14 protein-coding genes are annotated in these 14,060 nt (G+C 43.6%); 8 read left to right on the forward strand and 6 right to left on the reverse strand.

Features of this window, described 5'->3' with window-relative positions:
- Positions 1 to 17: 17 nt before the first annotated feature.
- On the reverse strand, positions 18 to 506 hold the full coding sequence (locus O3Q51_01570) for a hypothetical protein (GenBank protein MCZ4407480.1): 489 nt from the start codon (positions 504 to 506) through the stop codon (positions 18 to 20).
- Positions 507 to 693: 187 nt separating this feature from the next.
- Here O3Q51_01570 and O3Q51_01575 point away from each other — a divergent pair, with 187 nt between their 5' ends.
- Entirely contained in the window at positions 694 to 1,416 is a 723-nt protein-coding gene (locus O3Q51_01575; GenBank protein ID MCZ4407481.1) for a DUF6090 family protein, read from the forward strand.
- A 102-nt stretch (positions 1,417 to 1,518) separates the two neighbouring features.
- Here O3Q51_01575 and O3Q51_01580 read toward each other — a convergent pair whose 3' ends face one another.
- Entirely contained in the window at positions 1,519 to 2,631 is a 1,113-nt protein-coding gene (locus O3Q51_01580; protein MCZ4407482.1) for a VWA domain-containing protein, read from the reverse strand.
- Positions 2,632 to 2,721: 90 nt separating this feature from the next.
- Between O3Q51_01580 and O3Q51_01585 the strand changes: the two genes are divergently transcribed.
- Both O3Q51_01585 and O3Q51_01590 read left to right on the forward strand, forming a co-directional pair.
- On the forward strand, positions 2,722 to 4,008 hold the full coding sequence (locus tag O3Q51_01585) for a mechanosensitive ion channel (protein ID MCZ4407483.1): 1,287 nt from the start codon (positions 2,722 to 2,724) through the stop codon (positions 4,006 to 4,008).
- On the forward strand, positions 4,001 to 4,801 hold the full coding sequence (locus tag O3Q51_01590) for a TIGR00266 family protein (GenBank protein MCZ4407484.1): 801 nt from the start codon (positions 4,001 to 4,003) through the stop codon (positions 4,799 to 4,801). Before O3Q51_01585 ends, O3Q51_01590 begins: the two co-directional genes overlap by 8 nt.
- A gap of 106 nt (positions 4,802 to 4,907) precedes the next feature.
- Here O3Q51_01590 and O3Q51_01595 read toward each other — a convergent pair whose 3' ends face one another.
- Positions 4,908 to 6,326 (reverse strand): M20/M25/M40 family metallo-hydrolase, encoded by a 1,419-nt coding sequence (locus O3Q51_01595; GenBank protein ID MCZ4407485.1) that lies wholly within the window; start codon positions 6,324 to 6,326, stop codon positions 4,908 to 4,910.
- A gap of 44 nt (positions 6,327 to 6,370) precedes the next feature.
- Between O3Q51_01595 and O3Q51_01600 the strand changes: the two genes are divergently transcribed.
- The 4 genes from O3Q51_01600 to O3Q51_01615 are packed head-to-tail and all read left to right on the forward strand — an operon-like array spanning position 6,371 to position 9,226.
- Positions 6,371 to 6,958: a nitroreductase gene (locus tag O3Q51_01600; protein ID MCZ4407486.1), complete on the forward strand. Its 588-nt coding sequence runs from the start codon at positions 6,371 to 6,373 to the stop codon at positions 6,956 to 6,958.
- Positions 6,951 to 7,298 (forward strand): hypothetical protein, encoded by a 348-nt coding sequence (locus tag O3Q51_01605; protein ID MCZ4407487.1) that lies wholly within the window; start codon positions 6,951 to 6,953, stop codon positions 7,296 to 7,298. Before O3Q51_01600 ends, O3Q51_01605 begins: the two co-directional genes overlap by 8 nt.
- A gap of 51 nt (positions 7,299 to 7,349) precedes the next feature.
- Entirely contained in the window at positions 7,350 to 8,456 is a 1,107-nt protein-coding gene (locus O3Q51_01610; GenBank protein ID MCZ4407488.1) for a M23 family metallopeptidase, read from the forward strand.
- Positions 8,456 to 9,226, forward strand: a complete 771-nt coding sequence (locus O3Q51_01615) for an outer membrane beta-barrel protein (GenBank protein ID MCZ4407489.1) — start codon at positions 8,456 to 8,458, stop codon at positions 9,224 to 9,226. The genes O3Q51_01610 and O3Q51_01615 overlap by 1 nt, the downstream gene beginning before the upstream one ends.
- A gap of 55 nt (positions 9,227 to 9,281) precedes the next feature.
- Here O3Q51_01615 and O3Q51_01620 read toward each other — a convergent pair whose 3' ends face one another.
- The gene (locus tag O3Q51_01620; protein MCZ4407490.1) at positions 9,282 to 9,890 is read right to left on the reverse strand and encodes a YceI family protein; all 609 of its coding nucleotides are present in this window, start codon (positions 9,888 to 9,890) and stop codon (positions 9,282 to 9,284) included.
- A gap of 15 nt (positions 9,891 to 9,905) precedes the next feature.
- Complete coding sequence (locus tag O3Q51_01625) at positions 9,906 to 10,364, reverse strand: MarR family transcriptional regulator (protein MCZ4407491.1); 459 nt, start codon at positions 10,362 to 10,364, stop codon at positions 9,906 to 9,908.
- A gap of 98 nt (positions 10,365 to 10,462) precedes the next feature.
- Here O3Q51_01625 and O3Q51_01630 point away from each other — a divergent pair, with 98 nt between their 5' ends.
- The gene (locus O3Q51_01630) at positions 10,463 to 12,256 is read left to right on the forward strand and encodes a hypothetical protein (protein ID MCZ4407492.1); all 1,794 of its coding nucleotides are present in this window, start codon (positions 10,463 to 10,465) and stop codon (positions 12,254 to 12,256) included.
- Here the strand turns inward: O3Q51_01630 and O3Q51_01635 are convergent.
- Positions 12,234 to 14,015: an agmatine deiminase family protein gene (locus O3Q51_01635; protein MCZ4407493.1), complete on the reverse strand. Its 1,782-nt coding sequence runs from the start codon at positions 14,013 to 14,015 to the stop codon at positions 12,234 to 12,236. The two genes, O3Q51_01630 and O3Q51_01635, sit on opposite strands and share 23 nt — an antisense overlap.
- Between the last annotated feature and the right edge of the window lie 45 nt (positions 14,016 to 14,060).

Genomic DNA, 14,060 nt, shown 5'->3' on the forward strand with positions numbered 1-14,060 from the left:
ATTTGTGTAAAAGGTCCTTATTTGCTTCCGTAAGCTTTCTGCAATGCTTTTTTCAGCGCAGCGGGGTCAGTGGTTCCTATAAAATAGTTTCTACCATTGCAGGTCGTGATGGAAACACCGTTTCTACCGGTAAGGGTAAACCTCTTTTCAAACCATGAATTGAAATTCTTTGTAGTTCTCACAGTGAACGGCTCTGTTTCTACGATTCGGTATGAGGCCACATCGGAGTGGGGGATCTTGACTTTTGATCGATAAAATGGAGAGAGTTTCACATCAATGCTCTTAGATGTTACCTTGGTTTTGAGCTCTACCTTTGTAATGACAAAAATAATCATGCCCACTGCCAGTGCGGCTATGCTCGCTCCTGATAGACTCGATAGGCTATCAGACTCCTTCATCTTATCAAGGAATCCTAGCATGGATAATAGAAAGATCAAAACAATCCCGCCGATCCAATACACCTTCCCTTTAATCTCTACCTTCTCTTTAAAGTATTTTTTTGACATAACTCTGAGGTAATATTTACTTAACATAAAGGTAACATTACGAATTGGATTGGCAAATGTTCGCCAAAATGTAATAGCCGATGGGTGAAACAATTTAGTCACTGCTCTGACTATCCCAACATTTCATTCTTGATTATCATATATTTACGATTATCAAAGCTGACAGCTATCGCTAATACCGATCAAGATGATAAGCCTCTTCAGAAAGGTCAGGAAAAAGAACCTCCAAGAATATCGTTTCGCGCGATATGTGCTTTATGCTATTGGTGAGATTGTTCTGGTAGTGATAGGCATTCTCATCGCAATTCAAATAAACACGGCAAATCAAAATAGACAGAACAGGGCTCTAGAGCGCCAATTGCTAAGAAGTTTTCAGACCGATATAGCTGCCAGCATTCGAGAGCTGGACAGGGTAATTGAGAAGTCAAAAATCACGGCGCTTGCAGCAGATTCTATCCTCAGTATTCACCGAGATCAAAGCGAATCTATAGAGCCAAGCGACATGGGCGAGCTAATGATGACCCTGACAGGGTATACATCCTTCGCGTCACAAGACGGAACGGTGAGTGATATACTCGGATCGGGAAACTTGGATATTATTCAAAATGATAGCATTCGTTTAGCCCTCGCTTCTTGGACTTCAAACCTAAAATTACTCCGCGGGTGGGAGGAGTTGGATAAAACATCCTCCATTCAGGTACACAACTTATTGGAACAAAATCTCGATATATACAAAGCTGATCCTTCCGAATTTCTCACGGAAGAAACTCTGGAAGCGCTATTTAGCAGCAGAGTTTTTCTCAATATGACATCAGGACGTTATCACCTCACTTCGGTACTCAATGAAATATATCGAGACAAGAGGAAAGACTATAAGAAGTTGAGCGAAATGATTCAAGACGAAATTTGACTTCTTCTTCTTCGGCGACAAGTGAATTTGTTTTTTGAAGCTGATTATTCTTACCTGCTTTAGTTCAAAGGGGTGGATTCCTCTTGATGAGATTCTCCATTTTCACCCCTTTCTCTTCCGATTCCTTTCGTAATCGCTGAAGATCCATTCACCTAAGCCACCAAGGCCTGTGTAGATGGCTTTACCGTTGTTGGCTTCCGTAAATTCCTCGACGAATTGCTGCAAGTAGGGATCTTGAGCAATCATAAAGGTTGTAATCGGGATATTGATTTTACGACACTCAGAGGCAAGATTCAGACACTTATTAACGATAACCGGATCAAGTCCAAAGCTGTTTTTGTAGTAACCGTCTTTTGTCTTCAGGCAAGAAGGCTTCCCATCGGTAATCATGAAAATCTGCTTGTTGTTATTTTTGCGTCGACGCAGCAAGTCCATGGCTAATTGCAGTCCCGCCACCGTGTTGGTATGGTACGGGCCTACTTTGAGATAGGGGAGGTCTTTCACGCTGATCTGCCAAGCATCGTTTCCGAAAACGATAATGTCCAGAGTGTCTTTCGGGTATCGGGTGCTGATGTATTCCGCCAAAGCCATGCTCACTTTCTTGGCAGGGGTGATTCGATCTTCTCCATAGAGAATCATGGAGTGGGAGATGTCGATCATGAGCACGGTAGAGGCTGATGCTTTCAATTCCGTTTCTCGAATCTCGAGGTCTTGCTCGTGAAGGCTGAATTCGCCTCCCGCTGATCTGATTTGTGCGTTGCGTATGCTATCGGTAAAGTCGATTTGATCGGCTCGATCTCCAAACTGAAATGGTCTGCGGTCTCCCGTAGGTTCATCTCCGCTGCCCGCTTGACCCGTTCGGTGTCCGCCGGTGGTGCTCTTTTTCATCTTCCCGAAAATCTGCTCCATGGCATTCTTGCGAATGGCTTGCTCTGTTTTTGCCGAAATGCTCGAGCCTCCGCCATTTCCTTCTCCATCGCCATCGCCACCTTGCTGTAGGTAGCCTTTGGCAAATAGGTCTTCTATGAAATCTTCAATCGTGTAGTCGTCGTTGGTAAGTCTGTGCTCCTTGTCCAACTCACGCAGCCAGTCCAATGCCTCGTCTACATCACCTGAAGTATAGGTAATGAGTTCCAGGAAGATTTCCAGGAGTCGTTCGAAAGGTGAGCGCTTGTCGAGTTCGGGAATGTATTCTCTAAAAAGGAATCCTTGCATGATATAAAGGTATGAACCATTCATACAACGGCAGACCCGTTCACCTTGTTTTTGATTTGAGGCATTCAATGAATTTTTACTTTTGCCTACATGCAGGCAGAAACTGATTTCGCAGAATTTATCGAAGTATGGCTCCACGAGAGTATGGGTGTCGATTTGGCCATGACCCAACTATTGAAGATGATCATCTTGTTGGTTCTTACGGTATTTGCAGCTAGTATTTTGTGGTGGATTGGCCAGCAAATTATCAATCGATTGCTCGAAAGAGTCATACGAAAGACGAATGCAGATTGGGATGATGTTCTTTTAGAACAAGGCGTATTTCGAAAGCTAGGGCACATTGTTCCAGCCTTTGTAGTGAGTGAACTAACGCCGATTGTTTTTAGTGACTACCCTGATGCCATCCCAGCCATAGAGCAAGTTACGGATGCTTTCGTGATGTTCATCATCATCCGAATCGTTGTGGCCTTCATAGGAGCCATGTCCATTTTTCTTCACCGCTCTCCAAAATTTAAAGACAAGCCGATTGCCAGTTTCACTCAGCTGGCTAAAATCATCGTTTGGTCTATCGGTGGTATTGCTCTTTTCGGAATTGTCCTGGGCAAAAATCCACTGACCATCTTCACTGCGCTCGGTGCTGTTTCAGCTGTGTTGATCTTAGTTTTTAAAGACACGATCCTTGGGTTTATGGCGAGCATTCAGTTGACCATCAATGATATGGTGCGCATCGGCGATTGGGTGTCCGTCCCACAATATGGAGCAGATGGCGATGTGATTGAAATCAACCTGACTACCGTTAAAGTGGCCAATTGGGACAAGACCATCTCCACCGTTCCGACCTATTCTTTCGTTTCCGATAGTTTTAAAAACTGGCGGGGAATGCAGGAAAGTGGCGGACGACGAATTAAAAGGGCCATTAACTTAAAGATTTCCAAAGTCAAATTCTGCGATCAAGAGATGTTGGACCGATTCTCAAAAGTGGGATTAGTGAAGGATTATATTGCCCAAAGGCAAAAGGAAATCGACACCTTCAATTCAGAAAAGCACATCGACACCAAATCCTCTGTGGTAAATGGCCGTCGAATGACGAACATCGGAATTTTACGAGCTTACATACTCAGCTACGTTAAACAGAATCCGAATATCAATCAGGATATGACCTGTATGGTTCGTCAATTAGAAGCTACTGAAAAAGGTGTTCCACTGGAAGTCTACTGTTTTTCAGCTATTCAGTCCTGGATAGACTATGAACGAATTCAATCAGATATGTTTGATCATATTTTGGCAGCCGTAGGTCAGTTTGACTTGGAGGTATTCGAAAACCCCGCTGGTTCTGATTGGCACCAAATGAATCAAAAACAACTAAAACATGACTAATCACGAAATTGACTATCGAATCATCGGTGAAGAACTTCAATGTGTTGAAATAGAACTTGATCCCCAAGAATCTGTTGTGGCTGAGGCTGGTTCATTGATGATGATGCACGATTCCATTGAAATGCGGACCATATTTGGTGATGGTTCCGATCAGAATCAAGGAATTTTCAATAAATTCCTTTCGGCAGGAAAGCGCGTATTGACAGGCGAAAGCCTTTTTCTGACGGCCTACACCAATCAGGGTTTTGGTAAACGACACGTCACCTTTGCTGCGCCTTACCCAGGGAAGGTAGTGCCTTTTGATTTAAGCCAATTCAATGGTAAGATTGTATGCCAGAAGGAAGCTTTTCTTTGCGCTGCAAAAGGAGTTTCGGTAGGCATCGAATTCCAAAAACGAATTGGAGTGGGGTTATTTGGTGGTGAAGGGTTTATTATGCAAAAACTCGAAGGAGACGGAATGGCATTCGTTCATGCAGGTGGCACTATCCTCGAAAAGGAGTTGGCGGCAGGCGAAGTCTTGCGTGTGGATACCGGCTGTTTAGTAGCTTTCAACCAATCCATCGATTACAACATCGAAATGGTAAAAGGAATTCGGAATGCCTTTTTTGGCGGAGAAGGATTATTCCTGGCTACCCTTCGAGGACCTGGAAAAGTCTGGATCCAAAGTATGCCTTTCAGCCGATTGGCTGACAAAATTATCAGTGTAGCCCCAAAAATGGGTGGGAAGCGAAAAGGAGAAGGAAGTATCCTGGGCGGATTGGGTGATCTATTGGATGGGGATAACAGTATTTAGTCGCTAGTATTCTGTACTTTGTATTCAGTGTCCGAGTATCCGTAAGTCGAATGTTACTTCTTAATCTTGAGGCTCTTTACTCTTTTTTATTTTTGACTACCGACTACTAGTCAACAATTTTCTCAGGCATCCCATACTTATCTATCAAATAAATAAGCGAAGTCATAGTAGCCGCTCCTAGTTCGAGTTCTCGCTGATTGACATTCTCGAAAACATCGTTCTCGGTGTGGTGCACATCAAAATAGCGCTGCGAGTCAGGTACGAAACCAATAAGTGGAGTTCCCGATTCTTTTAAAGGATTAATGTCTACACCTCCGTAGCCTTTTCTGATAAAGTGAACATTGTAGGGCTCAAAAAGCGAAACCCATTCGGCGAGGTAGTCTATTTCAGCAGATGAGGCGTCTACGGTAAATCCTCTCGGGGTGAATCCTCCACGGTCACTTTCCATTGCAGCAAGATGATCGTCTCCTCTTTCTCGACAGTATTCGGCGTAAGCTCTACCACCTCTGGCTCCGTTTTCTTCATTCATAAAGAAGACGCACCTGATTGTGTGTCTGGGTTTTAACCCTGATTCTTTCATGATTCTCAGCACTTCCAATGATTGAATGACGCCTGTTCCATCATCGTGGGCTCCTTCGCCAACATCCCAGCTATCTAGGTGACCGCCGATGGTGATTACCTTATTGGGAAATTCTGAGCCCGTAATTTCACCAACCACATTGTGAGATTCCACATCTGGATGAAATTCGCAATTGGCTTCCATCACAATTCGAGCTGATCCGTTTTTTTCGATATGTTGGGAAAGAGCATAAGAGGCATTTGTGCTCAAGGCAAGGGCGGGTATGCTGTCGGTTTCTCCTGAATAATACATCACACCCGTGTGAGGGAAATCATCGGCTCTCAGTCCCAGTGAGCGCATCACGAATCCAATTGCTCCTTTTTCGGAGGCTACAGAGGGGCCTCGAACGCGTCCACCAGAACATCCGCTGTAAGCGCTAAATGTGCTGATGAGTTTGGCGTTCATCCCTTGATTCAGAAAAACGATTTTTCCCTCAAGGGAACCTTCGGGCGCGTCCTTTAAGGCTTGCATCGTTTCAAATTCTACTACTTCCGCTTCCAGCGGGCCATCCGTTCCTACGCTGAATCCCAAAGCCAAAACCTTTAACGGTGTTCGGTCGGGAAGGAGGTAGCAAGTCTCTTCTTCGCCACGAGTCCATTTCTGAACCATCACGGGCTCTTTCCAGACTTTGTCAAAGCCGTAAGACTCCATTTTGGCTTGTGACCATCGAACCGCTTTCTCGGCACCTTCGCTACCACTAAGTCGATTTCCAACATCTTTGCAGAGTTGTCGCAGGTTTTCATAGGCCTGACCTTCCGTTAGCGCCATATCATAGATTTCTCTGATTTTTAGGCTATCACCTTGTGCGAAAGCTGAGCAAGCTATGAATATGGCGAAGCCAATGGCAAGCCATTTAAAAAGATGACTTGGGCTGGAACAAAGATCGATGCGTGCAGTTTTATTCATGGTTTGCGAATTAACCTAATTTTGTCGGAATATTTATTGAAGAAATGAGATACAACCTCAGCGAAATAACCGAATTGATAAGAAACAGGAGAACTATCTATCCTGAACAATATACTGAAAGAGTGGTTCAGCGTGATATGCTTGAAACCATACTTACCAACGGACTTTGGGCTCCGACTCACGGAAAAACACAACCTTGGAGATTTAAAGTGTATACCGGAGAGGGTATAGCAGGCTTGTCTCAAAAGATGTTGAATCTTTATAAATCTCTAATCCCCGAGGAGGATTTTAAAGAGGTCAAATACAAAAGAATCGAGTCCAGGATTGAAAAGACTTCAGCACTTGTGCTCCTATCAATGAAGCGAACACCAGACACAAAAATCCCTGAATTGGAAGAAATTGAAGCGGTAAGCTGTGCTGCCCAAAACATCATGTTAACGGCTGCAGCTTATGGTTTGGGAACTTTTTGGTCTTCGCCAAAATTTCTCTACACTGAAGAAGCAAATGCCTCTTTTGGTCTGGACAAAAACGATAAGATTCTCGGGCTCTTTTATTTCGGCTATCCTTCCGGTGATTGGCCAAAAAGTCACCGAAAGCCTTTGGAGTTTGTTACGGAGTGGATTGATGGCTAAGAAACCCGTCAAATACGCCAACTTTGAGCCTCACCACAAGCAGAGGAACTTCACCGTTTTCTACTTTTACGCCAAGGATCACGCTGATTATTTTGAGGCTTTGTTGCTTGAAAATGAGATTCCTTTCGAACGAGGGGCAGGTCAGGATATGGTTAGAAGGCATTTGATCGGAGTACACCGTACTTATCAGGAGAAGGCTGAAATATTGAACGATGAGGTTGGGAATTACTACCGCAAGCCATTTTTAGGAACCAACGCAATGCGCAATTTCGTACTAGTCTTTACGTTGGTGGTGATAGCATTTGCCTTGATTGGTTATTTTTTGCGCCAAAACGGGTAACTTCTAATTTGTTTTCACAGTATATAAAGCGGAATCCAATCCCTGCAAGGAATGAAACTATCCCCTTTAATCCTTCTGGCACTCTTGGTGTCACTTTCTTCTTTTGGCGAAGGCGATCCTGTAAGACGGGATACAGCTTCGGCTATGGTCGTTTATGATGCTGAAGTAAAATTCGTACCAAGGGCAGATTACTCAGCTGCCCACTATGAAAATGTTATTGATTCATTGGTTTTACTAGATACGGTTCCCGTATCGCTGATCAAGCAATTGAGCATTTATAAAACTCTTTCTGAAAAAGAACCCTCGGATCTTCCTTTCGTTATTGACAGCATTTTCGAGTCGAGTGAAGTGAATCAAAATGCTTTGAATGCAGTCAATATTTATATGACTGCTGTTGATAGAGCCGTTGTGAAACCTTCGGGATTTGAGTTATACGTTCCTGCAGATAATAGCCCTTATCCGGCCAATGCATTCTATGAAGAATGGAATACTCAAGTGCCCAACCCATTCCGAAATAAGCTCACGAAATTCGATTCGACTCTTACATTATTATTGGTTGATAGTCTTTCGAACTGTGGTTTTCAAACCCCTTTTAACGGCGTGGTGACCAGTCATTTTGGCTGGCGTTACGGAAGAAATCACAACGGTATTGACATTGATCTCGAAGTTTGGGATCCTGTTCACTCGGCATTTCCGGGTGTAGTTCGGGTAGCTCGATACTACAAGGGATTTGGTAGAGTGGTAGTAGTAAGGCATCACAACGGACTGGAAACGCTTTATGCACACCTTCATCGATTTAAAGTGAAGCCGGGTGATATTGTAGAAGCAGGAGATGTAGTAGGTTTGGGCGGTAGCTCAGGAAATTCTACAGGATCTCACCTCCATTTTGAAGTCCGTTTCCAAGGCGTTCCTATCAAGCCTTCACAAATTATTAATTTCAAAACGAACGAGCTGCGCAGCAATGTTATCCAGCTCAGTCGGTCGGGTGCATTTCTGGCTGCCGTTCCTGAAATGAACGAGTATCAAGTAAAAAAAGGTGATTACCTTTATCGAGTTGCTCGCCTTTTCGGATTATCTGTTGAAGAGCTTTGTGCTATGAACGGGTTGAAAAGTACCGAATCACTTAAGGTGGGCCAAAAGTTGATAGTTGGCACTTAATGCGGATTCGAGTAGGTCTAATTTTATTTCTTCTTTCAGTTCTTTTTTCGTCCCTTCAAGCTCAGAAGGTGCCACCCAAGCTTAGTTTTGGTGTGGAGATACGTTTGTTACAAAATTTCGGAGTATTAAATTTAGATAGTGTGGTATTGGTAGATGCCGATAATCAATTCCGAAGCGTTTATGAATTTGCAGGTGGCTTTGGATTTGGCGGGGTCGTTAGAGTTAAGCTTACCGATGTTTGGAATATTGAAACAGGTATTAACTATACCCGTCAGCGGTATGAACTCAATTTTCGTGATCTCGTTACGGGAGCAACAGATCAATCCTTTCTAAATATCATTTCTTATGAGATCCCTTTGAAGGGACTCGTATACATTCGTTTAGGCGAAAAACTTTTTGCGAATGTGGCATTAGGAGTTTCTGCCAACTTCATTGCCAGTAATGTGGAAGTATTTGGCCTCGGAAACACATATTCTTTTGGAGGCTTGAGCAATAGGGTTCTGAATGGCGCAATACTCGGTGGAGTAGGGGCAGAGTTTCGAACGGAGGAGGACGGTTACTTCTATTTGGGCGGATCTTTTCATCAGCCGTTTGACGACATTATGACTGCTCAGGTCAATTACCAAAGAGATGGAATTCCTCCCGGTTATGCTGCCAGAGGAGTGATAGAAGGGGCTTACTTCGCAATCGATTTTCGGTATTTCTTTCCTGTAAAGGAAGATAAGCGACCAAAGGTTAGAGTGGTTAAGCCCGATTGGAAAAACATGTAAAAAAAGAAAGCCATCGTGCAGGGCACGATGGCTTTTTCAATGATTTCAATTCAAATTATTTTGTCGCAGAAAGAACAAAGGTCAAACCAACTTCATCGTAGATAGTCTTGTCTCCAAGGTCTTCGAAGAAAGAACCTGACCCGTAGCGAATATCGTACTTGGCACGGTCAAATTCGGCGCTGCCATTTGAAACCAAGCCAGAACCTTTCATAGCGATCAATCCTTCGAATTCGATTTCGTGACTGATTCCTTTCAAAGTCAATGTTCCTTTGATTTTGTAATTCGGCTCTCTGTCTTTCGCTCCTGCAATTGGAGTGAATGAAGTGGCAACGAACTTACCCGTTGGGTGAGCTTCTACACCAAAAAAGTCAGCTGATTTTAAGTGACCGACTAATTTCATATTCGTCCCTTCATCCTCCAAGTCTGTGCAGACGATTGAGTTCATGTCGATATCGAATGTAGCTGCTACAGGCATTCCATTCTCCACAGTTACCGTTCCACTTTTAATCGCGAGAGTCCCGGTGTGTTCTCCTGTTACTTTTTTACCTGTCCAGAAAATTGTGCTTTTTTCAGCGTTCACGGTATAGATTTCTTTTTCTCCCGATCCTGCAATTACTGCTGCGCTAAGAAGAGCTGCTGCCAAAAATGTTACTGTTTTTTTCATGTTTTAAGTGTTGATTTATTCTATTGATCTGAGTTTATCGAGGAGCTCATTTAGTTGTTCTGCCTCTTTTGTTGTTAAAGATTTTTTATGATTTTCATGTAGAGTCGCCATCTCCTTAGTAGCTGCCTCCAGCACTTCTAGTCCTTTTTTATTAATAATCACATCCACTTTTCTTCTGTCCGCCTTACAGGCTTTTCGATCTACCAGCCCCTTCTTTCTCAAGGTTTCCACAATTCTGGAAGCATTCGAGCTTTTGTCTAACATTCGGTCAATTAAAAGGTTGACCGATGCAGCTTTTGGCAATTGTCCTCGCAAAATTCTCAATAGGTTGTATTGAGGTAGAGTGATATCGTACTTTCGAAAGAGCTTTCCCTCTTCATATTCCAACCATCTGGAAGTGTAAATGATGTTGACCACTAACTTTTCAAATTCCGACTGGAATTTCTTTTGGTGAATGGCTTCTTCAATTTTCATGACGCAAATATATGTAGCTACATTAAAATACACAACACTAATGTGAAAATTTCTGAAATGAGTCGGCTGACTGACACCAATGGCTACATTTGCCAACTGTGAATCCTGAGAAAACATACAATAAGATCTCGAAAGAGTATACAGCGAAGATTGCCGATTTGAAAAGGCGCATTGCTTTATACGGCTGGAGCAGACTCATTCTATTCATTATCGCCATAGCAGGTATATGGTACTTCAATGATCAGGTCAATGTAGCTATTGGTATAGGCGTTGTCTGTTTTGCGATTTTTCTGATTGTCGTGCGACGGCATGTTGATTTGAAAGCTGAGAGTGACAGATCCAGAAGGATCAGAAGCTACGCAGACTTTGAGATTTCTTTTTTAAGCGGAAAGACCAAAGGGTATGATACAGGGACAGAATTCATCGATCCAAGCCATCCGTATACTTCCGACCTCGATATATTCGGACCTTCATCAATTTTCGAATACTTGAACCGGACGAAGTCACGTCAGGCAAAGGGAATATTGGCCAATCTCTTAAGGAGAAATGAAACCGATCCCCGGGCCATTCTTGAGAGAAGGGAGCTCATCAAAGAATTCGGTAATAAGCCGGAATTCATTTTTAACTATTTGGCAGTGGCTGAAATAGCGGAAGAAGAAAGGATTTCCGAATCGAGTTCAACTGCTCCAGGCGCTATTAAAGCTTATCCGAAATGGGCAATGGTTTTACTCACGTTGATTTTGCCCGCAATTATGCTTTCGCTCACACTGATTTTTATCCTTGACCTGATTGAGTGGGCTGTTTATTTTCAGTTGGTTCTGTTGTCAGCAATCCCTGTTATGGTCTTCCTGAAAAAGAACATGACGGATTTCAAGACCTATGAGGACAGATTGAAAACGGCTGCTGCCTACAACAATTCTTTGGCTTTGTTAAGAGGCCATGAGGCAAAATCAGATTCGCTCAAAGAGCTATTCCATAACGCCGACTTGGCAAAAAGTGAAGGTGCCCTTGAATCTCTCAAAAAGATTAACGGAGCGATAGATAGCCGAAACAATATTTTTGTCGGGATTATTCTGAATCTTTTGCTGCTTTGGGATTTTCAATGCCATAGACGCTTGGCAAATTGGGACCGCGAATGGTCCCAACGTTTCAACGGATGGATCGGGCTGGCTCATCAAATGGAAGCCCTTTTTTCGCAGTCGATCTACGTTCACAATCATCAGGGATTCCATTACCCCGAGCTAACAATTGAAAAAGAATTTATACTCCAAGAAGCCAACCACATTCTGCTCCATGAGAATGGCGTTACGAATGACTTTTTGATTTCCGGCAAGCGCAAATTCATTATTGTTACAGGAGCTAATATGGCGGGAAAGAGTACTTTCTTGCGCACCGTAGGTACCAATTTGCTTCTTGCAATGAGCGGACTTCCCGTCCCTGCAAAACTCATGCGCTTCCGTCCTACACAGATTTTTACCAGTATGGTCACTGCCGATAATTTGGGAGAAGGAGAATCTTATTTCTTCAGCGAACTGAAACGGTTGAAAGAACTCACAACTTATTTGGAGGAAGGAAAGGCTCTATTTGTGATATTGGATGAGATTTTAAAAGGAACCAATTCAGTAGATAAAGCTGAAGGATCTAGGCTTTTCATGGAGAAATTACTGGATTTACCCGCGCGTGGATTGATCGCCACTCACGATCTCTCTCTCTGCGAGATGCAGAATGATCATCCCCAAGCTATTAAGAATTACTCCTTTGAGGTGGAATTCAGAAACGATGATTTGCACTTTGATTACAAGCTTCGAGAAGGAGTTTGTCAGAACATGAATGCTCGCTTCCTTTTGGAGCGAATGGGATTGACCAAAACTACCTCACCAATAAAGGGGTAGCTGTTCTACCAAATATGCCTTCTGCAACTACGGTATAAACTCCAGGAGCCAAATCATTCACAAAAACGCTCAGTCTGCGGTCTCCGGCTATTTCACCTGAATGGATCTGCTTTACGATTTTTCCCGTGATGTCCGTCATGTAAACCGTTACATCCAATGTGCGCCTTGCATTGATTGGAATACTCACCAAATCTGTTGCGGGATTCGGGTAAACATTAGCCAAATTTATGAGGTCCTGTGTATTCACTGAGGTAACAGTACCCAGTATTTCAAAACTCCAGAAACCTTCGGGAGCGACGATTGGCCTCATTTGAGTTTTACCATTTTCCGCTACAGCAGAAACATAGTACTCAATGACAGATCCTACGGGCTGAGCGGGAATATTGCCGAGCCATTCTACTCCTTCACCCGGAGACATTTCCACTAAGTTAAAGTCATCGTCACCCACGAGCCTCCAGTGCAGAGTAGACGAGGCAATTCCCGATCGGTGCTCTACAGTGGCCATTACTTCGTAAGGGTTTATTTGATCTTCGGTATCGGCAAGGGAGTTGTGTACAATTAGAAGCGGATCGTTTACCCCAACGCTATGTGTAATACAGTGAATGGCGCCCGCCAAGGCAATTATCTGGGAGCCCGGATCATCGCAATCGATCGGTACCAAAGTGTATCCGGGGAGCAGTTCCCCGTAGATTCTCGCCGCCGTGGTGTCGTATTCTTCTCGATAAGAGGGATAAATAAAGGTCTTATTGACAAAGACTCCGTTCGTGTAGGTTCTGTAGTATCCTGCAGGGTTATCATCAGGCCAGAGTCCACTTGGTGAATCGGGCATCGGAATTCGGATGACGTCATACTCTTCACCGAAATAATTCAAAAAATTATTGACCACATAATCGATGTTCGCATTGATCTGAGGCCCGTCAGCAATATCGTCAGGATAAGAACCTATAAGTAAGGTCTTTTCATCCAATATCTTCATGTGCATGTCAATATGATTGATAATGTCATATGGGAGAGCCGTCATTTTTACGTATCGGCTTATACCTTGAAAATTGCCAAGTATATCATCTATTTCTTCTTCGTCTTTCGCTGTTACATTATACGGATTACCTGGTTCGTTTTCCTCCAAAATCAATTCACTTGCGAAGGCTGTTCCCTGACCGTCAGACATGAAGTTTCCTCCTGTATTTACCAAGTCATTTGGCGCAGAAGTGGTCGTGTAGACGTCGATGCCCAATACATCGGCCAGCACGTCTGGAATCACATCGTCGTCGGGGCGAGGGCGGTTGTAGATCCAATCTACCAAAGTCAGCGTGTCGACACGGTTTCCGTAAACGGTATTCGCACCATAGTCACGGATCCATATTGAGTTTGATTCCGCATCGACGATCTGGACATTGGCCATGCTCTCCAGTGGTCCTCCTGCTGCGCTCCCCATGAGATAGCTCTCAGTGGAGCCCGGGTTTTCGCTGAATATAATCACTTGGGTTTCTTCCATTGCAGCTCGGGTGATCTGCTTGAGAATGCTTGGAAAACTTCTCCAAGTGATTGTTAATGCCTGAATCTCTTCCCACTCTGCCATAGTTCTGAGATTATCAAATGGGGGAGGAGTCTCAATTCCTTTCGCCTGAGAAAAGTTGTAAGTGCTCATCTTAGCCTTCTCGGCTTCTGTCATATACCTAGGTAGTACTTGTTCAGATTCTTGGGAGAATGCCGTGAAGCTTAGAGCAAATATGCTCAGAGTAGTAAAGATTCTTTTCATGCAAGCAAGGTAAAAAGAAAGGCCCGAAATTTCTTTCGAGCCTTC

This window comes from Cryomorphaceae bacterium 1068 (genome assembly GCA_027214385.1).
Taxonomy (GTDB): Bacteria; Bacteroidota; Bacteroidia; order Flavobacteriales_D; family Cryomorphaceae; genus JAKVAV01.